Genomic DNA, 21,646 nt, shown 5'->3' with positions numbered 1-21,646 from the left:
CCCATGCGCTACGCCATCTATTTCACCCCAAGGCAGGATGAACCGCTGGCGCGGATCGCCGCCAACTGGCTAGGCCGCGACCCGTTCGGCGCGCCGACAAAGCCGGTCGAGGCCGTGGCCGACCTGTCGCCGGCGGAAGTCGCGTTCCACACCGCTTCGGCGCGCCGCTATGGCTTCCATGCGACGCTGAAGGCCCCCTTCCGCCTCGCTGCCAACGAGACGGAGACCTCGCTGCGCTCCGCACTCGACCATTTTGCCGAGGCGACGCCGGTGGTGACGATTCCGCGCCTCGTCGTCAGCCAGATCGACAGCTTCTTCGCGCTGGTGGCGGAGGGACCGTTGCCGCCGCTCAACCGCTTCGCCGATGACGTCGTGCGCGATTTCGACCGGTTTCGCGCGCCACTGACCGAAGCCGAGATCGAACGGCGCAGCCCGGATTCGCTGAAGCCGGCCGAGTTCCGCAACCTCTGCCAGTGGGGTTACCCCTATGTCTTCGAGACCTTCCGCTTCCATATGACGCTGTCGGGCCGGGCCGGGCCACAGGAAAGCCCTCGTCTGCGCGCAGCAATCGACAGCCTGTTCGCCGAAATGCTGCGGCAGCCGGTGCTGGTGGACGCGCTGACACTGTTCGTCGAAACCGAACCCGGCGCACCGTTCATGGTGCTTTCTCAGCACGCGCTGGGACGCCGCCCGGCCAGAAAAATCGCCTGACCACACCCCTGCCCGAAGAACCAAGGACTGCTTGAGATGACCGCCGAGACCGTTCTTTCCAACGCCCGCATCGTGCTTGCCGACGAGATCGTCGAGGGGTCGCTGGTGTTGCATGACGGCTTCATCGCCGGCATCGATGCGGGCAGCAGCCGCACTGGCGAGGACATGGGTGGCGACTATGTCATCCCCGGCTTGGTCGAACTGCATACGGATCATCTGGAAGGTCACTATGCGCCACGGCCGAAGGTGCGCTGGAACCCCATCGCCGCCGTGCTTGCCCATGACGCGCAGGTCGCGACCGCTGGCATCACCACCGTGCTCGACGCCTTGCGCGTCGGCATGGACGAGGACGCCGACCTCACTTCCGCCGACATCCGCAAATTGGCCGACGCGATCGAGGACAGTGTCCGGCAGGATCGCCTGCGTGCCGATCACTTCCTGCATCTGCGCTGCGAGGTTTCGGCGCCGGACTGCCTGCAGGCCTTCGCCAATTTCGACGCGGACGAGCGGGTCAAGCTGGCATCGCTGATGGACCATGCGCCGGGCCAGCGCCAGTTCGTCAATCTCGAAACCTATGCCTATTATTACCAGCGCAAGCTGAAGCTGACCGACCGCGACTTCAAACTGTTCTGCGAGAAGCGGATGGCGGAATCGGCGCGCAATTCGGCGCCGAACCGCGCGGTGATATCAGCCGCCTGCCACGAGCGCGGCATCGTGCTGGCCAGCCATGACGACGCCACATCGGGCCATGTCGACGAGGCGATCGAACAAGGCGTGCGCGTCGCCGAGTTCCCGACGACCGAGGAAGCGGCGCGGGCTTCGAAGGCCGCGGGCATGGGCGTGCTGATGGGCGCGCCCAATGTCATGCGCGGCGCATCGCATTCGGGCAATGTCTCGGCGCGCACGCTGGCCAGTGACGGGCTTCTCGACATACTGTCCTCGGACTATATTCCCTTCAGCCTGATCCAGTCCGCGTTCTTCCTCGGCGATATGGTCGAAGGCATTTCGCTGCCGCAAGCGGTGGCCATGGTTTCGAAGAACCCGGCCGAAGCCGTTGGCCTGACCGACCGCGGCATCATCGAGCAGGGCCGCCGCGCCGATCTGGTGCGCGTGCGGGTCGACGACCATGTGCCGGTGGTGCGCACGGTCTGGCGGCAAGGGCGCCGGGTCGCGTGATGGTGTCGGCCTTGATCGAGCGTGAATTGTCCGCCGAAACATTTCCGATCCGCCATGGCGTCTTTGTCGCCGTGGTGGGGCCTAGCGGCGCCGGCAAGGACACGGTGATCGGCTACGCCCGGGCGCTGTTCGCCGACGAGAGCCGGCTGGAGTTCGTCCGTCGCGTCATCACCAGGCCGAGCGATGCCGCGAGCGAGGATCACGACACGCTGGCCGATGCCGCCTTCGTCGAGGCCGAGGCCGACGGCGCCTTCGCCATCTCCTGGGAAGCGCACGGCCTGCGCTATGGCCTGCCCGCCGATGTCGACTGGTCGGTCGCCAATGGCCATGTCGCCGTGGCGAACGTATCGCGCGCGATCATCCCCTCCTTGCGCGAGCGCTATGCCAATCTGGCCGTCGTCGAGATCACCGCCTCGCATGACGTGCTGGCCGAACGGCTGGCGATGCGCGGCCGCGAGTCGCGCGGCGAAGTGCTGGCGCGGCTGGCGCGCAGTGCCAACGTCACGCTGTCCGGTCCCGGCGTCACCACGATCGACAACAGCGGCCGGCGCGAGCTGGCCGGCGAGCGGTTCGCCGAGTTGCTGCGCAAGGCAATGGCCTTCTCCGACATGTCGGGGCTGATCTAGCGCGTAGCTACGCGGAAGGTCGCCTTCTTCGCGAGGGGGTTCCGCCCGGGCTTCGTGGACGCCGATGCATCACTTGTTGAAGTTCGTGATAAACTGCTTGAACTGCTGCGTCGGTGGCCTGGCGAACATTTCCTTTGGTTCGCCCAGCGAATCCACCTCGCCCTTGTGAAGGAACATCACCTTGCTCGACACGTCGCGGGCAAACCCCATTTCATGCGTCACGACCAACATGGTGCGACCTTCTTCCGCGAGCGAGCGCATGACCCGCAGCACCTCGCCAACCAGTTCCGGATCAAGTGCGGAGGTCGGCTCGTCAAACAGCATCACCTTGGGATTCATCGCCAGGGCACGCGCTATCGCGGCGCGCTGCTGCTGGCCTCCGGACATGTGAGGCGGGTAATAGTTGCGGCGCTCCCAGATGCCGACGCGCTTTAGCAACTCCTCGGCCTGTTCCACGCATTCGGCGCGCGGCCGCTTCAACACATGCGTCGGCGCCGCGACAAGGTTCTCGAGCACCGTCATGTGCGACCAAAGATTGAAGCTCTGGAAAACCATGGCGAGGTTGGCGCGAATCCGCTCCACCTGGCGGATATCGGCCGGCACCTGGTTGCCGTTTGGTCCCGGTTTCATCTTGATGAGTTCGCCGTCGACACGTACTTCGCCCGAGTCGGGGGTCTCCAGGAGGTTGATACAACGCAGCATCGTGCTTTTACCGGAGCCCGACGAGCCAAGGATGGAAATGACGTCACCCTTGTGGGCCTCGAGCGAAATGCCCTTGAGCACCTCATGATCGCCGAAGCATTTGCGCAGGTCCTTGACGCTGATGGCCGGTGTCTCATCGGAGGACGGCGCCGCTTTCGCGGCAGCGGCAAGATTTGCCGGCATCACAACACCTCCGGAATGGGCTTGATTTGCTGGGACTGTTCGGGCGCGGGACGCAGATGCGGCGAAAGCCGGTACTCGACCCAGGCGAACAGCCGCGCGATCGACAGGTTGAGCAATAGATAGATGACGCCGGCGCAGGTCAGCACCTCGATCGGTCGGAACGTATCGTGCTGGATTTTTTGCGCCGTTCCCATCATCTCCATGATCGTCACCACGGAAGCGAGCGCGGTCGCCTTGGTCATCAGGATGATCTCGGTCGAATAGGCCGGCAGCGCCAGCCGCAACGCAATCGGCAGCGTGACGAGGCGGAAACGGGTGAAAGCCGACATGCCGAACGCCTTGGCCGCCTCGATCTGGCCGACCGGCACCGCCCGCAGCGCACCGCGGAAAATCTCGCTCTCATAGGCGGCCGTGTTCAGGGCCATGGCGACGATGGTGCAATACATCGGATCGCGCAGAATCGGCCACAGGATCGGGCTGTGGCGAACAAAATCGAACTGAGAGAGCCCGAAATAGATCAGATAGAGCTGCACAAGCAGCGGCGAGCCGCGAAAGACGAAGACATAGGCGCGGGTGACATATTCGCCGAGCCTATAGCCCGACGCCCGCAGCCAGGTCAGGCCGGTCGCAATGATGAGGCCGAAAGCGATGCCGAAGAACCAGATCTCAAGCGTCAGCGGCAGTGCCTTCAGCACGCTCCACATGGTTGAAAGGTAGAAGTTGTAATCCACTTCCACCTCTTATTTCGGACGCAGAAAGCTGCGTGAGGTGTAACGCTCGGCCTTGTCGAAGATCGGCGTCGAGATCGACGTCATCACGAGGTAGAGAATGCCGGCGACGGTGTAGAAAAGCAGCGAATGGTGTGTTGAACGCGCGGCTTTGTTGGCGGTCAGCATCAATTCGGCAACGCCGGTGACCGAGATCAGCGCCGAATCCTTGATCGTCAGCTGCCACACATTGCCCAGCCCCGGCACCGCCAGACGCAGCACCTGCGGCATGATCACCAGGCGAAAACGCAGCCAGGCCGACATGCCATAGGCGCGAGCCGCCTCCAGTTCGCCGCGATGGATCGCCAGGAACGATCCGCGGAAAACCTCGGCCTGATACGCGCCCGAAATGATGCCGACCGCGAGAACGCCGCCAAGGAAGCTCGGCATGTTCAAAATATCGGTCGACCCTATCGATCCGGTGGACCTGGCGACACCCGTCAGGATTTGCGTGCCGCCATAGTAGAAAAGATAGATTACCAGAAGTTCCGGCTCACCGCGGAACACGGTGGTGTAGCTCTCGCCGAGGAATCTCAGCCCGGCGTGATGCGAAAGCTTGGCCGCCGCCACCAGTGATCCCAGCAAGGCGCCGATGGCCATCGAGACCGTGGTCACCGCCAGGGTCCATCCGATGCCCCAGAGCAATTGCACGCCCCAACCGGCAGCCAGGAGCTCATAAGCCGTCGACAGCTGCTCCTGCAGATTGCTCAGAAACTCCAAGTACGCCTCCCTCCGGGCGTCGAGATGCGGGTGCTCACCTCAATGTAAAAACGGGAGCAGCCAAGGCTGCTCCCGTTGCGACATCACTTGGTGATGTCGATCTTGAACCATTGCATGCTGTACTTGGATACCGAGCCGTCATCGAGGGCTGCCTTGAGGGTCTTGTTGTAGATGTCCTGCAGGTCCTTGTCGGTCTTGCGGAAAGCAGCGCCGATACCCGGTCCCAGGATCGGGCCACCCTTGAACTGCGGTCCGACGAATTCCAGGTCCTTGGCATCGGGCTTGGCCAACGTGCCGAGGAAGTAGGTGGTGTCGGCAAAAGCCACGTCGATGCGGCCCGCCATCAGATCGAGGTCATGCTCGTCGGTGGTCTTGTATTCATGGACGTTGGCGACATCCTTGAGATATTTGTCGGCAAAAGTCGCCTCCGTGGTCGACACCTGCAAGCCGACATTCTTGCCGGTGAGTTCCTTGCGCAGCGTGTCGAGCGCTGCCTTGGATTCGGCATCGTCCTTCGAAAGATCGATCATCTTGCCGCTGTTGGACAGCTGCGCCAGCGGGCCATTCTTGTCTGCAAGGAAGGCCACCGGAGAAGAGGCGTAGGGGATCGAGAAGTCGATCGTCTTCATGCGCTCCTCTGTGATCGACATGCCATCCATCACAATGTCGAACTTGCCTGCCGTCAGGCCGGGCACAACGCCGTCCCAATCCTGCGCCACGATGGTGCATTCAAGCTTGGCGCGGGCGCAGACGTCATTGAGTATGTCTACCTCGAACCCGACGATCTTGCCGCTGGCATCCGTCTGGTTCCAGGGAGCATAGGAGCCCTCCATGGCCACGGTGACGGTTTTCCAGTCCTTGGCCATCGCAGGGGTCGAACAGGTCAGCGCCAGCGCCGCGAGCGCAATCCAACGTGAGGATGTCACGATACTTCTCCCTTTTTTGTTTTTAAAACCCTCTGATGCCAATTGCTTAGCCCAGCCCTAATTCTGCGACAAGCGCAGTTTTCTGGTTCACGCATTGTTGCAAGGGCTTGTCAAACCGCGTCGCGGTGCCGGGCACGCTCAATACGGGCAGCGATCGGATCGCCAGGGCGAGGCGGATACGCGCGCCGCCGAGGCCTGTCCGGACCGCCGCCTACAGGGCGGGGTTCGAGCGGCATCAGGGCTGATTCTGGCGGCTGGCGGCCGATCCCAGGCCGCGGCGCGCGCGGCTCGACTGGCCGCTTGGCGCCTCGCCGGCCTTTTCGCCACGGCGTGCTGACCGCATAGTGATCCCGAGCGCGGTCCCGAAGGGTGGAAATGACCCGCCAAAAAGACCATGGTCGAGCAAGACAGCGCAGGAAGCCCTCAATGCAGACTCTGACACCCATCCTCTCGACAGTCACGGCGGCATTCCTGGCCTCGTTCGTCGAGGTCGTCGAAGCCTTCACCATCGTGCTTGCGGTCGGCGTGACGCGCAGCTGGGCCCCGGCACTGACGGGTGCCGCCTTGGCGCTGGCATTGTTGGCGGCGCTGGTGCTGGCATTCGGACCGTTGCTGGCGCTGGTGCCGATCACCACGCTGCAGTTCGTCGTCGGCGTGCTGCTGATCCTGTTCGGCATGCGCTGGCTGCGAAAGGCCATCCTGCGCAGCGTCGGCGTCATCGCCCTGCATGACGAGGAGGCGGCCTTTTTCGAGGAGACCGCCGTCTTGCGCCGGCAGGCCAAGGACCGCCGCGCCGACTACCTGGCCGGGCTGGCGTCGTTCAAGGCGGTGCTGCTCGAGGGCGTCGAGGTGGTGTTCATCGTCATTGCCGTTGGCTCGGCGCACGGGCAGACGCTCTATGCCAGCCTGGGCGCGCTGGCGGCCTTCATCCTGGTGATGCTTGTCGGCCTGGCGGTCCACCGGCCGCTGGCGCGCGTGCCGGAGAATGCGCTCAAATTCGTGGTCGGGCTGATGCTGACCAGCTTCGGCATTTTCTGGACAGGCGAAGGCATCGGCGCCGACTGGCCGGGCGCCGATCTCGCCCTGCTCGCCATCTTCGCCATCGTCGCCCTGGCGTCCTTTGCCATGGTGCGCTGGCTGCGCAGCACCTATCCCGCAGCCGCCGGAGGGCTCGCCCGATGAACGCCCTTCGCCTTGTCGCCACAGAATTCTTCGGCATGTTCGTCGATGACGGCAATCTGGCGCTGCTGGCACTGGTGCTGGTGGCCGCCGTCACGGCGGCGGTGAAGCTGCTGGCTCTGCCGCCGCTACTCGGCGGCGCGCTGCTGCTGGTCGGCTGCCTCGCCATCCTGTTGCAAAGCGTTCGCCGCGCCGCACGCGCCACCAATCGGTAGTGCCTGCGAGCAGGCAAACTAGAGCGGTTCAGCGTTTGATGGAATCGCCGAACCGCTTTGACTCTTTATTTTTACGCAATTCCGGACGGAAAACCGTTACATACTTTCCTGGAATGGCTCTTAATCAAGCATCGTTTCGCTGCCGGAACGACGCGCACGGTCGAAACGCCGCTGGTCATGCCGGCGGTTTGAGCGAGGGCGTCAGCCCTTGAACGCGGGCAGTGTCAGGCCCTTGACGCCGACGTCGAGCGCGAACAGGCCGCCGGGGTTCTTCTGTCCGACAAAGTGGCTGGCCGGGCGCCTGAGCACGGCCGAGGTGACATAGAGGATGTCGAGATCCTTGCCGCCAAATTCGCAGCAGGTCGGCAGGTCGGTGGGCAGCAGCACGGTCTGCATCAGGCGGCCGCTTGGATCGTAGCGGCAGACCTTGCTGGTGACCGGTATGGTCACCCAGTAGCAGCCCTCGGCGTCCACCGTCGCACCATCGGCGAGACCGCCGGTGACGGTCATGTCGATGAAAGTGCGGCGGTTCTCGATATCGCCGCTGGCGGGATCGAAATCATAGGCCCAGACGGCCCCTGCATGGCTGTCGGAGAAATACATGGTCTTGGAATCCGGGCTCCAGGCGAGGCCGTTGGAACAGCCGATGCCGTCGATCATCCTGTGCACGGAAAGGTCGGGATCGAGCCGGTAGAGCGCGCCGATGAATTCGATTGGCTCGCCCGGCACCTCGAACATCGAGCCCGACCAGAAGCGGCCTTGGCGGTCCGGCTTGCCGTCGTTGAAGCGGGTCTTCGGCATATGCGCTTCGGGATCGATGATCGCCTCGAACCTGCCGGTCTTAGGGTCGAAGAAATGGAAGCCGTTGGTCATGGTCAGCACAAGGCCGCCCTTCGCGCGCAGGCCGAGGCAGCCGAGATATTCCGGCGCTTCGAACACCTCGTCCTTGCCAGTCGCGGGATCGTAGCGGTGGATCAGCTTCTTCCAGATGTCGATCCACCAGAGCACGCCAGCTCGCGGGTCCCAGAGCGTGCCTTCGCCAAGTTCTGCCTTGGCATCGACGACACACGAAATTTCGACCATGGTCAGCCCTCTTTTCTGCGCAGCCTGCCGCCGAGCCCGGCGAAGGTTTCGCTGCCGATCGACACGGTCAGCAGGATGACGGCGCCATAGACGATGAGCAGCGCGCCGCTCGACAGGTTCAGCGCCGGCAAAAGACCGGTGAGAATGGTCAGCACCATGGCGCCGGCGACGGTGCCGAGATAATGGCCGCTGCCGCCGAGTATCGAAGCGCCGCCAATGGCGACCGCGGCGATCGAGGTGAACAGATAGGCGTCGCCCATGCCTAGATAGGCCTGGCCGGAATAGCCGGTCAAAAGCATGCCGGCGAAGGCGGCGGTGAGGCCCGAGACGACATAGGTCAGGATGGTGGTGCGCGCCGTCGGCACGCCGGAGAATTCGGCGACCGTGGCGCTGGTGCCTAGCGCATAGAGATGGCGGCCGAACGCCGCCTTGGAGAGCAGCAGCGTCGCCGCCAGCGTCAGCGCCAGCCAGATCAGTGCGATGACCGGAAAGCCGCTGAGCCGACCGACCGAGAGAAACTGGATCAGGGCCGGCGCGGATGGCGTCGGCGAGCCGCCGGTCAGCACCAGGATCAGCCCTTGCAGGATGACATTGGTGGCCAGCGTCATGATGATCGGCGGCACGCCGAATTGGGCGACGCCGACACCGTTGATAAGGCCGATGAAGGCGCCGCCGGCAAGCAGCAGCGGCATGACCCAGACAAGCGGTAGATCCTGGCCGCCGCAAAGCAGCGCCATGACGATGGCGGCGGAATTGAGCACCCAGGGCACCGACAGGTCGATGCCGCCGCCGATGATGACGAAGGTCTGGCCGAGCGCGACAATGCCGACGAAGGCCGCCAGCACGACGGTCGAGCGCATATTGGAGACCGACAGGAAGCCCGGCGAGAACATCGCCGTCACCAGGAGCAGCACGACCATGCCGGCATAGGCGAGCACGATGAGCCGGTTGCGGGCGAGGAAGCCGCTCATTGGACACGGTTCCTTGCGGCTTTCTCGGCGACGGAACTGGCCAGCACCGACAGCAGCAGGATGACCCCGGAAGCGACCGGCTGCCAGTAGCTCGACACATGCAGGACGAAGACCAAATTGCCGATGAGGGTCAGCACGAAGGCGCCGATCAGCGTGCCGGCGAGATGGCCCCGGCCGCCGAACAGGCTGACGCCGCCGATGACCGCCGCCGCCACCGAGGGCAGGATATAGTCCTTGCCGATGGTCGGCGACCCGGCGCCGGTCTGCGTCACCAGGAACAGCGCCGCACCGGCCGCGAACAGGCCGGAGAGGCCGTAGGTGACGAGGTTGACCCTTGTGATCGAGACGCCCGACAGGAAGGCCGATTTCTCGTTGGAACCGGTTGCCTGGATGGTGGTGCCGATCGAGGTCGCACGGAACCACCACCAGAACAGCACCAGCACCAGCAGCATCCAGACCGGGCTGGTGACACCGAACAGTTGTGCGGAGGCGAAGCCGACCCACCAGCCGGGAATGCTGCCGCCATCGGTCGGCAGGATGATCATGGCGACACCGTTGAGGATCGACCAAGTGGCGAGCGTCACCAGGAAGGGCTGCAGCTTCAGCAGTGAGATCAGCAAACCATTGAGTGCGCCGATGACAAAGCCAAGCGCCAGAATGATCAACGCCCAAAGTGCAGTGGTCGACGGATCATCGGTGAAGCGCGTCGCCGCGATCACCGTGCCGAGGCTGATCATGCCGCCGATCGACAGGTCGATGCCGCCGCGTACCAGCACGATGGTCTGCCCGGTCGCCGCCAGCATCAGCGTCATCGCCGCCGCCGTGTCGAGGTTGAGTTCGTCCAGCGTGAAGACGCCGGATTGCAGGCTGCCATAGATGCCGATGATCAAGGCCAGCATCAGGCACGCGACGAGAAACGGCGCGCGGTCGAGCAGGCGACCGCGCCAATCGATGGCCACCTTGCTGGGTTTCATCTCGGCCGGCCCTTGCGCCATCTCCAACGGTCTCTCCGCAGCGGACATCACCATGCCTCAGGCCGCCCTGGTTTCAAGCATGGCGGCCCCCAAAATTCCTTCTTCCGAGATCAGAGCCCCCTCCAGCGTCGCGGCAATGCGACCGTTGCGCATCACCATGACACGGTCGGCGACATGGACGAGTTCCGGCATGTCGCTGGAATGGAACAGGATCGCGTAACCCTTGGCGGCGAGATCACGCATGAGCTGAAAGATCTCGCCCTTGGTGCCGACATCGACACCGCGTGTCGGATCATAGAGCAGCAGCACGCGCGCCTCGGTCAAAAGCATCTTGCCGAAGATGACCTTCTGCTGGTTGCCGCCCGACAAGGTGCCGGCAAGCTGTTCCGGCGTGCCGGCCTTGATGCGCAGGAAATCGACCATTGCCTTGACCAGGGCAGCTTCCTTTTGCCGGCTCAGCAAGCCGTTTTCGGTAAAACGCTTGATGACCGAAAGCGTCAAATTCTCGCGCACGCTCTTGGTCAGGAGCAGGCCCTGCCCGCGCCGGTCCTCCGGCACCAGGGCAATGCCGTCCCTGCCGGTCAGCGCCTGCCGCGGATTGCCGATCGAGGTGGGCTTGCCCCAGAGTTCGATCGCGCCGCTCGCCCTGGTGGCGCCGAACAGCGCCTGGAAGAGTTCGCGCTGGCCGTGGCCTTGCAGGCCACCGACGCCGAGCACCTCGCCTTCGCGCAGTGCGAAGTCGACACCGGAAAGGCGACTGCCGCTCGAAAACCCCTTCACCCGCAGCGCGATGCGATCGGTCGCTGTCGCAACCCGCTCGGGATAGAGCCGATCAAGATGCCGGCCGATCATCTGGGTGACGATTTCATTGTCCGAGACGGCGTTGGCCTCGTGCGCGGCGACGGTGGCGCCATTGCGAAAGATGGTCAGCCGGTCGGCGATGGCGCGCACCTCGGCCATACGATGCGAGATGAAGATAACCAGCCTGCCTTCGGCGGCCAGTTGCCGGGTGAGCTTCAGCAGCCATTCGGCTTCACGCGCCGGCAACGCCGAGGTCGCCTCGTCGAGGATCAGGATGCGCGGATCCTTGGCCAGGCCCTTGGCGATCTCGACGATCTGCCGTTCGGCAAGCGTCAGCCGCCGCAGTTCCTGGTCGGGGCGAAGGGCTGGAAAATCATATCTTTCGAGCAGCGCCAGCGTCTTGCGTCGCATTTCGCCGCGATTGACGGTGCCAAGCCACGTACGGGGCTCGTGACGGAACCAGATGTTCTGTTCGACGCTGAGATCGGGGATCAGCGACAGTTCCTGGAAGACGGCGGCGATGCCGCGCGCCTGCGCCGCATCCGGATTGGCCGGGCGATAGTCCTGGCCATCGACCAGGATCGAGCCGCCATCATGTCGCACGGCGCCCGACAGGATCTGGATGAAGGTGCTCTTGCCCGCGCCGTTCTCGCCAAGCAGGGCGTGCACCTCGCCGCCACGGGCGCTGAATGTCGCCTCGCTCAGCGCGACGATGCCGCCATAGCGTTTGGACAGGCCTTTGACGGAGACAAGGTCCATGGATGCGCCTTTGAAAAGCTCTCCCGACATCTTGCGATGCCGGGAGACAGGGTCGTGGTTGCGGGATGTTACTTCGCTCCGGCGGCTTCCGCAGCGGTGATCTCGACCCAGTCGGGCGTGATCGGCAGCGTCAGGCCGGGCGCCTGGTCGGGGAAGGCATTTTCGCCGATCGCGATCTTGATCATCTTGGTGCCGGGATAGAGCTTGGACTCGAAGGGATCGGTGGTGACGAAGTCACCCTTGACCGAGACGGAACGCTCGGCCGGTTTCTTGCCGGTGTCGAGGATGTCGACCGCCAGCTTGATCGCTTCCGAGGACAGGTAGGCCGGGTTGGAACCGAGGATGCACTTGGCGCCCTGCGTCTGCGCGCAGGTGACGGCGGCGACATTGTAGGAGAAGCCGACGACCGGAACGATCGGACGGCCGGCGTCCTTCAGTGCCTGGATGGCGCCGGAGCCATAGCCTTGCGTCATGATGCCGTCGATCTTCGGGTTGGCGGCAAGCAATGCTGCGACGCCGGACTGTTCCGGCCCGAGCGCATAATTGCCGTTGTAATAGCCGACGACCTTGATGTCGGGATATTTGGCCAGAACCTTCTCATAGCCTCCCTGCAGCTGTGCTGAGATCGGCGCGCCGGCAAGGCCGCGATCGAGGATGATGTTGCCCTTGCCGCCAAGCTGCGTGGCCATCCACTCGGCCATGACGGAGGGGATGCGGTCCCAGTCCGACGCGACGGCAAAGGCGCACGGCTCGGTCACCACCTGATCGAAGGAGATGACGACGATGCCGGCGTCGCAGGCCTTCTTGATGGTCGGGTTCAAGGCCGAGTCCGAACCCGCATCGACGAGGATGGCGTCCGGCTTCTGGCGGATGATGTTGTTCAGCGAATTGATCTGCGCCTGGACGGTGTTCTCGACATTCTCGATCTTGAGGTCGACGCGGCCCTTCAGCGGCCCCTTGTTGACCGAGACGGTGGCGACGCGCTCCATCTGCTGGCGCCAGTCATTGCCGACGAAATTGTTCGAGAGATAGATGGTGTAGGGTTTCTTGTCCTCTGCATGGCCCGGCGCGGTGCTCATGGCGATCGCGGACATGGCGAGGGCCGCCAATCCGCCAAAAAATGTCTTCATTTTCATAGGTCTCTCCTCCTTCGTGTTTCCTGCATCGGCGCTGACGGACTTCGCCGCCTTGGCGGGTTTTGCATCCAAATTGATACCGGTACCAATACGCCTTGTCAATTTAAGCCAAGGCGTATCGGAGGGCCTGGACGCTGCCATTTCGTCACCCGCCCGCAGGCTGCGTCATTTCGAGCCGGCGGCCTCGGCCGGGGTGATTTCCACCCAGTCCGGGCTGACGGGAAGAAACAGGCCCGGCGCCATGTCGGGAAAGGCGTTCTTGCCCACCTCGATTTTCTGCATGGCCGCATCAGGATACAATTCCGACGGCACCGGATCGGTAGTCAGGAAGGCGTTGCGCAGCAGGATCTTCTTCTCCGCCGGCTTCTTGCCGTCGAGTATGTCCACGGCGAGCTTCAGCGCCTCGGCGGACAGATAGGCAGGGTTGGGCGCCAGGATGCACTGCGCGCCTTGCGTCTGCGCGCAGGTCGTGGTCGTCAGGTTGAAAGGGCTGCCGGTGACGGGAACGATCGGGCGACCGGCATCCTGCAGTGCCTTGATCGCTCCGGCGCCGTAGCCCTGGACGAAGATGGCGTCGACCTGCGGATGCGCCGCCAGCAGGCTGGCGACACCGGCCTGCTCCGGCCCCAGCGCATAGTCGCCGTTGAAATAGCCGACCACTTCGATGCCCGGATATTTCTTGATGACTTCCTCGAAACCACCCTGCAGCTGGGCCGAAATCGGAGCGCCGGCAAGCCCGCGGTCGACGAGGATCTTGCCCTTGCCGCCGAGTTTCTTGACCAGCCATTCGGCCTCGACGCGCGGTGCCCGGCCCCAGTCGGACTCCATCGTGTAGGCACAGGGAGCGCTGACGATCTGATCGAAGGCGATGACGACGATGCCGGCATTGCAGGCCTTCTCGATCGTCGGGTTGAGCGCTTCGCCGGAGCCGGCATCGATGACGATGGCATCGGGCTTGTTGCGAATGATGTTGTTGAGGGAATTGATCTGTGCCTGGACCGTGGTCTCGACCACCTCGACCTTGAGGTCGACACGGCCGGCGAGTGGCGGCTTCTTGACCGCGATGTCGGCGCTGCGCAGCATCTGCTGGCGCCAGTCGTTGCCGACGAAATTGTTGGAGAGATAGATGGTGTAGGGCTTCTTGTCCTGTGCATTGGCCGGCACGGCTTCGACCGACAGCAAAGTAACCGTGATCGCCGCAAGGCCGGCGAAAAATACGCCTGCTTTCATGATTTCCTCCTCCCGTATCTGGTATCGGCCGCTCGAGCGCGCCGATATCGGACGGGGCCGCGCATCCACGTTCGATCGTGGCTTTCGGCACGGCCTTCATCCTAGCTATGATGCTATTATAATTTTATAAAACTGTCCATGGCCATGGCAAGGAAATCCGCGCACGCACTATCCCCCGATAAGGCGCATCGATGAACCCCTATCGGGTTCAGGCCAGGTCGTTCGGTGCGTCGTAGCTGATGCTGAACAGGTCGGCCGGATGACGCGCGATGGTGAACTCGATGCTCTGCTGGTCAGCCGACTGATAGAGCATCTCGACGCTGAGGATTGCACTGCCCGGCGCGATGCCAAGATCTTCCGCGATGACCTCATCGGCGATCTCGGCCCGCACCGTGACATGCGCGACGTCCAACCGCAGGCCGAGATGCCGTTGCACCGAACGAAAGATCAGCACATCGGAGAAATCGTCCCGCTTCAGCTTCGCCCCGACGGACGGAGGGAAATAGCTGGTGATCTGCGCCTTCTTCTGCTCGCCTACCGACAGGATGCCACGCAAACAGTAGCCCGCCTCGTCCTTGCCCATGCCGAAATGGCGCTGGAGCACGGGCGAAACCTCCTTGCGGTAGGATTTCACCGTCAACTCGGCGTCCTTGGTGAAGGCGGCCATGTCGGCGAAGTTCTTGAACTTCCAGCTCAGATTGACCGACGGATTGCGCGCCGCCACCACTGCCGGCTTGGCCGAGCGTTTGCGGATCAGGCCGTCGGCCTCGAGATCGCGCAGCGCCTGGCGCACTGTGATGAGGCTGACGCCGAAATGCTCGGCAATGGCCGCTTCCTTCGGCAATTCGCCGCCGACGGGGAAGGTGCCATTGCCGATCGGCTCGCGCAGGATATCGGCGAGCTGGCGATAGAGCGGGCCGTTGGCACGGCCGAGCGTGCGCCTGGGAAGACTGTCGATGCTGGGGTGGTCCATGTGCCTCGTCGCGCCTGTGTCGAAGCTTTTATAATAGCTTCCTTCGCAAGAGGCTAGGCAAGGCTGTCGACGATCAACCGGCTCAGACAAAGAGCCGAAGCGGCTGTTCGATCGCCGATTTCAGGGTCGCGAGCCACGCGGCGGCGGCGGCTTCACCCATGCTTGCCGCATCCGCCGTCAGCAGGCATTCGGCGTGGTCGGCCGCCATGTCGAGCGAGACGGTGAGGCGCATGGCGCGACCCGGCAGGAGCGGCATCATCACCGGCCGGATGTCGCGCGCCGGCAGCAGCCGCAGGGACAACACCGCCGGGGTTTCCGTTTCATCACGGCTGTCGGCCAATGCCGCAAGCCGCATTGTGCGCAGCGATGTCAGGGACATTTCGGGGATCATGGCGAATACGGTTTGCCGGCCTGGCAACTCCAGCGCCACCGAAGCGTCGCCGAGCTTGGCGGTGTCAGGCATCTCGGCGAAGACTCGACCGACAGCCCGCAGCAGCACGTCGTCGATGGCCAACACATGCCCCGACCTCTCAAGCGCCGCCAGCAAATCATGCAGTGCGCCGAGGGCAACGGACGTGGCAAAAGCGGCGATCCGGGACGCGGCCGGGGGAAGTGCCGCCGCCGCGGCGACGACTTCGGGCGAAACCGGCGCGGCAACCGGAACGAAGTTCACGACATCGGCGGCCAGGATACGCCCGCCAGGGCCGCTGCCGCGAAGCGCTTCGAGAGGCAGAGACCGTTCGCGCGCCAGCCGGCGGGCATAGGGCGACACGGCCACGCGTACAGTTTGCGCCAGCGCGACATTCATTTCAAATACTCTGAATTGACGCAGTTGGTGAGCCGGCCCTCGACGAGATAGGCATGCACGACCTCGATCGATTTCAGCCTGAGGTCGCGCATCGATGCCGGGCTGTAGAAGGCGGCGTGCGGGGTGACGATCAGGCGGTTGGCGATCCAGGGCTCCCGGGCACGCCATGCCGCCAGCAGCGGATGGTCGAGATCGCCGGGTTCGTTCGGCAAGACGTCCAGTCCCGCGCCGGCGACGGTGCCGTCACGCATCGCCGCCTCCAGCGCGCCGAGGTCGACGATTGGGCCGCGCGCCGTGTTGACCAGGACAAGACCGGGCTTGGCGGCGGCGAATGCGGCCGCGCCAAGCAGCTTGCGGGTTTCGTCGCTCAGCGGCGCGTGGACGCTGACCACATCCGCGCGCCCCATCAGTTCGCCCAGCGAATGGACCCGCTCGTAACCGGTCGACAGGTCGACGCCGGACAGGAGATGCGGGTCGTAAAACACCACCTTCATGTCGAAGGCGGCGGCGCGGCGGGCGGTGGCGAGGCCGATGCGGCCGAGACCGACAATGCCGAAGGTCGCGCCCTTGTGCCGGCGCACCAGCGGCGCCTTGGAGAAATGCCAGCCTTCGGCGCCATGGCCGCAAAGCGCCGCGCCATAGGCGGATGTGCCGCGCGTCAGCGCCAGCATCAGGCCGACGGCATGGTCGGCGACTTCGGTCGTGCCATAGTCCGGCACGTTGCAGGCCGGAATCCCGCGCGCGCCCCAACCCGACGTGTCGATGTTGTCGAAGCCGACGCCGGAGCGAACGGCGATCCTGGCCTTGGGAAAGGCTGTCGGGGCGGCCGCGACATTGTGGGTGGGCGAATAGTTGATGACGGCGTCGACCGACGCGCAGACGGCCGGATCGAGTGCCGCGGCCCTGTCGTTGGTCGAGTGGGCGAGGAGGAACTCGATGTCGCGATAATGTTCCCGCTCGAGTTCGGCCTCGTCGGCGGCTTGCCAGTTGGCGCACAGGATCTTCATGCCAGTCCTTCGGATTTCTTCCGTACGATGATTATTTCTTGATGCCGCCGATGCGGCCGCCCATCGGCACCACGGCGCCGACCGGCTGGTCGATGGCGACAAGCGTTCCGCTGAGAGGCGCCTCTATCTCCACCACGGCCTTGTCGGTTTCGATCTCGGCAATCAGCTCGCCTTCCTTGACCGGGTCGCCGACCGCCTTCAGCCATTTGACGACCGTTCCTTCACTGACTGTGAGATCGCCGAACGGCATTGTGACCGGCTCGTCGCCCCCGGCGGCGGGTGCCTGGGCCGGCGGCGCTGCCGGCAGCTTCTTGGCTGGAACAGGCGCGGATTTAGCCGGCGCGGCACTTTTCAGGCCGACCGTGTACCAGTGATCCGGCACAGGCGGCTGGCCTGCTATGACATCGCGCGCGCCCTGCGCGATGCGCGCCGTGTCGACCAGCATGGCGCGCTCCAGCACCGGCGCGAAGGGATGCGAGGTCGGCGCGGTGTGCAGCCTGCCCGGCGGCGCGTCGAGTTCGTCGAAGGCCAGCTCGTTGATGGCCTGGGCAATCTCGCCGCCCAGGCCGCACATCGCCCAGGCTTCGTCGACGATGAGCAGGCGATGGGTTTTCCTGACACTGGCGACGATGCTGTCAATGTCGAGCGGCATGATGGTGCGCGGGTCGATCACCTCCGCCTCCACGCCTTCGCCGGCCAAGGCTTCGGCTGCCTCCAGCGCACGCTGCACCATCTGGCCGGCGGCGACGATGGTGATGTCGGCACCCTCCCGCGCGATGCGGGCGACGCCGAACGGGACAAAATGCTCCCCGACCGGCACTTCGCCCTTGGAGGCGAAGAGCGCCTTGGGTTCCAGCATAATGACAGGATCGCCGGCCCTGAGCGCCGTCTTCATCAGGCCCTTGGCGTCGGCCGGCGTTGACGGCACGCAGACGATGAGGCCGGGCATATGGGCAAAAACCGGATGATAGATACCGCTGTGGTGCGGGCCGGAACTGCGCAGCGCGCCGGCGCCGACGCGCACCACCATCGGCGCGCTCATCAGGCCGCTGGTCATATAGCGCAGTTTCGCCGCTTGCAGGAAAATCTGGCCGGCGGTCTCGAAAGCGAAGTCGGCGAACATCAGGTCCGAGACGGTGCGCGCTCCGGTGGCCGAGGCGCCGACGGCGGCAGCGGTAAAACCTTGTTCGGAGATCGGCGTGTCGACCATGCGATCGGCGCCGAATTCCTGCCAGAGGCTTTTGGTATGGGCGAAACTGCCGCCGCGCTCGCCGGTGCCCTCACCGAAATAAAGGATCGCCGGGTTGGCGCGCATTTCCTCGGCGAGGCCGTCGCGCACCGCCTCGAGCCATCCTTGCGTGCGCGTCTCGCCGACGGCGCGCCTAGCCAAGGCAGCCGGCGGATTGATCGGATCGGCGAAGACATGCAGGCGCACCGTTGCCGGGTCGGGTTCGGGCGAATTGCGGGCGAAGGTCAGTGCGTCCTCGACCACCTTCTCGATCCGCGCTTCGATCGCGGTTAGCGCCTCGGCATCGGCGATGCCGTAATCCTCGACCAGCTTCTTGCGGAACATGTCGATCGGATCGCGCTTGATCCAGGCGTCGAGCTCTTCTTGCGTCCGGTAAGTGCCGATGACCGGATCGCCTTCATGATGGCCGACGATTCGGTAGGTCTTGGCCTCGATCAGCGTTGGACCCTTGCCGGCTCGGGCGCGCTCGGTCGCTTCCTTCATGGCCAGCCAGACGGCGAAGACATCATTGCCGTCGACCGCGACCCCCGGCATGCCATACGAGGCGGCCTTGGTTGCGATCTCGGGATTGAGCGTGATCGATTTGAGTGGTGTGGCAGTGGCGTAGAGGTTGTTCTCGCAGATGAAGACCGCCGGCGCCCGCTGCACGGCGGCGAAGTTGAGCGCCTCGTGAAAGCCGCCATGGTTGGCAGCGCCATCGCCGAAGAAAGCGACGCCGATGTCGTCACGGCCCTGCTGGCGGGCGCTCATGCCGATGCCGACGGCATGGCCGATGCCGGCAGCGACGATGCCGTTGGTGCCGAACAGGCCGACCGAGCGATCGTAGAGATGCATGGTGCCGCCACGGCCGCCGCAAATGCCGTCAACCTTGCCGAACAGTTCGGCCATCACGCGGCCGGGATCGGCGCCCTTGGCCAGGGCGTGGCCATGGCCGCGATGGGTCGACGTCACCCAGTCGGTTGGCCTGAGATGCGCGCAGACGCCGACACCGGTCGCTTCCTCGCCAATATAGAGATGCAGGAAGCCAGGCGTTTCGCCCTTGCGACAGGCGATCTGGGCGATGCTTTCGAAACGTCGCAACAGCACCATGCGTTCGAACAGATCGAGCAGAATTTCTGGATCGGGCAGGTTTGGAGCGCCCTTGAACTCGTCGCGTGCGCGCGCCGCGGACATTGCCACCAAAGCCTCCCTGAAACTGAACCTGACACCGGGCGGCAGAGCGCCGGCGCGAGCTTGTTGGTCACTCGCTTCGGCGCATCATAGATTATAATAGCATAATGTCTACTGCCTCTGAGCAGCGCCGAACGAGAGGCTAGATTTTGGTGATCCGCACGGCCGCGTCAGGCCGCTGGAACAGCTCCGGCCGCAGGCTGAGACCGAGCCCCGGACCTTCGAGCGGCGCGACATGGCCGTCCTTGACCGGTGGAATGTCGGCGACGATTTCGGTGTACCAGCCGGTGAAATAGGCGCGCACCGCTTCCTGGTAATTGACGTTCGGCAAGGTCGCCGACAACGCGCAGCTGGCGGCATAGACGATCGGCCCGGTACAATCGTGCAAGGTGACCGGCAATTCGCTGGCTTCGGCCATGTTGGCGATCTTGCGTGCTTCGGAGAGCCCGCCGCACCAGGCGAGGTCGATCATGATCACGCTGGCGGCGCGCTTGTCGATCAGCTGCTTGAACATCTGCCGCGAGGCCAGCCGTTCGCTGGCGGCGATCGGTATCGAGGTGTGGCGGGCCAGCTCGGCCATCGCGTCGAGCTCGTTGTAGCGGACCGGCTCCTCCAGCCAGGCGACGTCGAAGGCTTTCAGCGCCTCGGCGATGCGCAAAGCCGGCGGCAAGGTCCACAGGCCGTGCAGTTCGACCATGATTTCCATGTCGCGGCCGACGGCCTCGCGTATCTTGTGAAAAGGCTCCAGCGCCTTGTCGAGGTCGGCCAGCGAAATGCGGGCGCCGTTCGATGCCTCGGCGGCGATGTCGAACGGCCATATCTTCATGGCGCCGATACCTTCGGATTTCAGGCTCCTGGCAAGGTCGCCGGCATTGTAGCGCCAGGCGAGCAGGTCCTCATACGGGCCTTCGTTCGAATCGCCTGACTTGAGCGACCAGTCCTCGCCGCGCTCGAACAGCGCGTTTTTCTTCGTCGCACGGGCATGTTTGTAGCCGGCGCAAGTGTTGTAGATGGGGACGTTTCTGTGGGTGCGTCCGCCAAGCAGCCGCCAGACCGGCTCGCCGAGCGCCTGGCCATAGATATCCCACAGCGCGATGTTGACGGCGGAATTGCCGCGCAGCTCGGCGCCGGAATCCCTCGCGCCGACATAGACGCTGCCCAGCGTGCGGTCGTGCAGCTCGATGTCGCGCGGATCCTTGCCCAGGAGATAGGACGCGACATTGTCGTGGATGTAGGCGGCGACCGGCCCCGGCGCCCAGAAGGTCTCGCCGGTGCCGATGAGGCCGGCATCGGTGTGGACGCGCAGCCAGAACAGGAAGGGGAACTCCGCCAGCTGCAGCGTTTCGAGCGCGACGACTTTCATCTTTTTTCTCCCGGTTGCGGCGGAACATGCGATCGGCGGGACGATAGCACATCGTCGTTGACAGCCATTTATGGTACCGGTATCAATCCCGTCAAGATGGCCACCGGGAGGGTGTTCGCTTGCCAGTCGAAAATCAGAATACGACGCAACGAAGAGCACTGGTCACCGGTGCCGCCGGCGGCCTCGGCCGTGAGGTGGCGGTCCAGCTGGCCCGGCGCGGCTGTGTCGTCGCGGTCACCGACATCAACGGCGAGGGGCTTGCGGAGACGATCACGCTGATCGGCGACGCCGGCGCGGAAAGCGAATGCATCGTCGGCGATTTCACCGGGGAAGGCGCGCCGGAGGCGGCGGTGGGAAAAGTGGTCGCGCGCTGGGGTGGCATCGACATCCTGGTCAACAATGCCGGCTATGGCGTGATCGAGCCGTTCCTCGACGCCACCTACAGAGCCTGGACGCGCACGCTGGCGCTCAACGTCACGGCGCTTGCCATGGCCTGCAAGGCGGCCGGCCGGGTGATGCGCGAGCAGCGTTCGGGGCGCATCGTCAACATCACCTCGCCAGGTTCGCGCATGGCGCTGCCCGACTACACCGCCTACACGGCGAGCAAGGCCGGCGTCGATTCCATCACGCGCGCCGCGGCGGTCGCGCTGGCGCCCTATGGCGTGCTGGTCAACAGCCTGGCGCCCGGCATGATGGATACGGAAATGCAGCGCTCGACCGAGGTCGACCTTGCGCGAGCCAATGGCCGCGACGATCTGCAGGCCTTCCTCGACGAGCGCACCCGCCGCATTCCGCTCGGCCGCCGCGCCGAGATCGCGGAAGTTGCTGAAGCGGTCGTCTGGCTTTGCCTCGATTCGCCCAGATACATGACCGCCGAGCGGCTCAACATGTCGGGCGGGCTCGACAAGGACTGATCC

Annotated in this window: 21 protein-coding genes; 6 read left to right on the top strand and 15 right to left on the bottom strand. The window is 64.4% G+C overall.

The features are described 5' to 3' along the window. The first annotated feature begins 3 nt into the window (after window positions 1-3). Genes A3AU_RS0116055 through phnN form a run of 3 tightly spaced genes read left to right on the top strand, consistent with a single transcriptional unit; the run spans window position 4 to window position 2,513 of the window. Window positions 4-711, top strand: a complete 708-nt coding sequence (locus tag A3AU_RS0116055) for a DUF1045 domain-containing protein (protein ID WP_027053750.1) — start codon at window positions 4-6, stop codon at window positions 709-711. Between the two features lie 36 nt (window positions 712-747). Next, window positions 748-1,887 carry an alpha-D-ribose 1-methylphosphonate 5-triphosphate diphosphatase gene (locus A3AU_RS0116050; protein WP_027053749.1) on the top strand — a complete coding sequence of 380 codons (1,140 nt, stop codon included), beginning with the start codon at window positions 748-750 and terminating at the stop codon, window positions 1,885-1,887. Beyond that, a complete protein-coding gene (gene phnN, locus A3AU_RS0116045; RefSeq protein ID WP_027053748.1) occupies window positions 1,884-2,513 on the top strand; it encodes a phosphonate metabolism protein/1,5-bisphosphokinase (PRPP-forming) PhnN in 630 nt (209 codons plus the stop codon). Before A3AU_RS0116050 ends, phnN begins: the two co-directional genes overlap by 4 nt. Window positions 2,514-2,582: 69 nt before the next feature. On the opposite strand, the gene A3AU_RS0116040 is transcribed toward phnN, so the two are convergent. The 4 genes from A3AU_RS0116040 to A3AU_RS0116025 form a co-directional block, all read right to left on the bottom strand. After that, window positions 2,583-3,398 carry an ABC transporter ATP-binding protein gene (locus A3AU_RS0116040; RefSeq protein WP_051355386.1) on the bottom strand — a complete coding sequence of 272 codons (816 nt, stop codon included), beginning with the start codon at window positions 3,396-3,398 and terminating at the stop codon, window positions 2,583-2,585. Further along, a complete protein-coding gene (locus A3AU_RS0116035; RefSeq protein ID WP_032917529.1) occupies window positions 3,398-4,129 on the bottom strand; it encodes an ABC transporter permease in 732 nt (243 codons plus the stop codon). The genes A3AU_RS0116040 and A3AU_RS0116035 overlap by 1 nt, the downstream gene beginning before the upstream one ends. 9 nt (window positions 4,130-4,138) lie before the next feature. After that, window positions 4,139-4,885: an ABC transporter permease gene (locus A3AU_RS0116030; RefSeq protein ID WP_245235506.1), complete on the bottom strand. Its 747-nt coding sequence runs from the start codon at window positions 4,883-4,885 to the stop codon at window positions 4,139-4,141. 83 nt (window positions 4,886-4,968) lie between these two features. Continuing rightward, complete coding sequence (locus A3AU_RS0116025) at window positions 4,969-5,811, bottom strand: transporter substrate-binding domain-containing protein (RefSeq protein WP_027053744.1); 843 nt, start codon at window positions 5,809-5,811, stop codon at window positions 4,969-4,971. A 426-nt stretch (window positions 5,812-6,237) separates the two neighbouring features. On the opposite strand from A3AU_RS0116025, the gene A3AU_RS0116015 reads away from it, so the two are divergent. Then, window positions 6,238-6,993: a COG4280 domain-containing protein gene (locus A3AU_RS0116015; protein WP_027053743.1), complete on the top strand. Its 756-nt coding sequence runs from the start codon at window positions 6,238-6,240 to the stop codon at window positions 6,991-6,993. Next, window positions 6,990-7,205, top strand: coding sequence for a hypothetical protein (locus A3AU_RS0116010; RefSeq protein WP_027053742.1), 216 nt, complete (start codon window positions 6,990-6,992; stop codon window positions 7,203-7,205). The genes A3AU_RS0116015 and A3AU_RS0116010 overlap by 4 nt, the downstream gene beginning before the upstream one ends. Window positions 7,206-7,406: 201 nt before the next feature. Here A3AU_RS0116010 and A3AU_RS0116005 read toward each other — a convergent pair whose 3' ends face one another. The 11 genes from A3AU_RS0116005 to A3AU_RS0115955 all read right to left on the bottom strand — a co-directional run bounded on the left by A3AU_RS0116005 (window position 7,407) and on the right by A3AU_RS0115955 (window position 20,729). Next, window positions 7,407-8,288 (bottom strand): SMP-30/gluconolactonase/LRE family protein, encoded by an 882-nt coding sequence (locus tag A3AU_RS0116005; RefSeq protein ID WP_027053741.1) that lies wholly within the window; start codon window positions 8,286-8,288, stop codon window positions 7,407-7,409. Window positions 8,289-8,290: 2 nt separating this feature from the next. Continuing rightward, on the bottom strand, window positions 8,291-9,259 hold the full coding sequence (locus A3AU_RS0116000) for an ABC transporter permease (RefSeq protein WP_027053740.1): 969 nt from the start codon (window positions 9,257-9,259) through the stop codon (window positions 8,291-8,293). Then, window positions 9,256-10,281, bottom strand: a complete 1,026-nt coding sequence (locus tag A3AU_RS0115995) for an ABC transporter permease (RefSeq protein WP_245235505.1) — start codon at window positions 10,279-10,281, stop codon at window positions 9,256-9,258. The genes A3AU_RS0116000 and A3AU_RS0115995 overlap by 4 nt, the downstream gene beginning before the upstream one ends. Window positions 10,282-10,290: 9 nt before the next feature. After that, the gene (locus A3AU_RS0115990; protein WP_027053738.1) at window positions 10,291-11,793 is read right to left on the bottom strand and encodes a sugar ABC transporter ATP-binding protein; all 1,503 of its coding nucleotides are present in this window, start codon (window positions 11,791-11,793) and stop codon (window positions 10,291-10,293) included. A gap of 68 nt (window positions 11,794-11,861) precedes the next feature. Further along, complete coding sequence (locus tag A3AU_RS0115985) at window positions 11,862-12,923, bottom strand: substrate-binding domain-containing protein (RefSeq protein WP_245235504.1); 1,062 nt, start codon at window positions 12,921-12,923, stop codon at window positions 11,862-11,864. 171 nt (window positions 12,924-13,094) lie between these two features. After that, window positions 13,095-14,159, bottom strand: coding sequence for a sugar ABC transporter substrate-binding protein (locus A3AU_RS0115980; RefSeq protein WP_027053736.1), 1,065 nt, complete (start codon window positions 14,157-14,159; stop codon window positions 13,095-13,097). A 208-nt stretch (window positions 14,160-14,367) separates the two neighbouring features. After that, the gene (locus A3AU_RS0115975) at window positions 14,368-15,132 is read right to left on the bottom strand and encodes a GntR family transcriptional regulator (RefSeq protein WP_027053735.1); all 765 of its coding nucleotides are present in this window, start codon (window positions 15,130-15,132) and stop codon (window positions 14,368-14,370) included. Window positions 15,133-15,214: 82 nt separating this feature from the next. Beyond that, window positions 15,215-15,940 carry an E3 binding domain-containing protein gene (locus A3AU_RS0115970; protein ID WP_027053734.1) on the bottom strand — a complete coding sequence of 242 codons (726 nt, stop codon included), beginning with the start codon at window positions 15,938-15,940 and terminating at the stop codon, window positions 15,215-15,217. Beyond that, complete coding sequence (locus tag A3AU_RS0115965; RefSeq protein WP_032917504.1) at window positions 15,937-16,947, bottom strand: C-terminal binding protein; 1,011 nt, start codon at window positions 16,945-16,947, stop codon at window positions 15,937-15,939. Before A3AU_RS0115965 ends, A3AU_RS0115970 begins: the two co-directional genes overlap by 4 nt. 31 nt (window positions 16,948-16,978) lie before the next feature. After that, the gene (locus tag A3AU_RS01000000135590; RefSeq protein WP_245235507.1) at window positions 16,979-19,369 is read right to left on the bottom strand and encodes a thiamine pyrophosphate-dependent enzyme; all 2,391 of its coding nucleotides are present in this window, start codon (window positions 19,367-19,369) and stop codon (window positions 16,979-16,981) included. Window positions 19,370-19,508: 139 nt separating this feature from the next. Further along, window positions 19,509-20,729: a mandelate racemase/muconate lactonizing enzyme family protein gene (locus A3AU_RS0115955; protein WP_027053731.1), complete on the bottom strand. Its 1,221-nt coding sequence runs from the start codon at window positions 20,727-20,729 to the stop codon at window positions 19,509-19,511. A gap of 119 nt (window positions 20,730-20,848) precedes the next feature. Here A3AU_RS0115955 and A3AU_RS0115950 point away from each other — a divergent pair, with 119 nt between their 5' ends. Then, window positions 20,849-21,643 (top strand): SDR family NAD(P)-dependent oxidoreductase, encoded by a 795-nt coding sequence (locus tag A3AU_RS0115950; RefSeq protein WP_027053730.1) that lies wholly within the window; start codon window positions 20,849-20,851, stop codon window positions 21,641-21,643. Window positions 21,644-21,646: the final 3 nt, after the last annotated feature.

The organism is Mesorhizobium erdmanii USDA 3471 (assembly GCF_000472705.1).
Taxonomy (GTDB): Bacteria; Pseudomonadota; Alphaproteobacteria; order Rhizobiales; family Rhizobiaceae; genus Mesorhizobium; species Mesorhizobium erdmanii.
The sequence above is the reverse complement of the archived record's forward strand: the minus strand, read 5'-3'. Positions and strand labels throughout refer to the sequence as shown.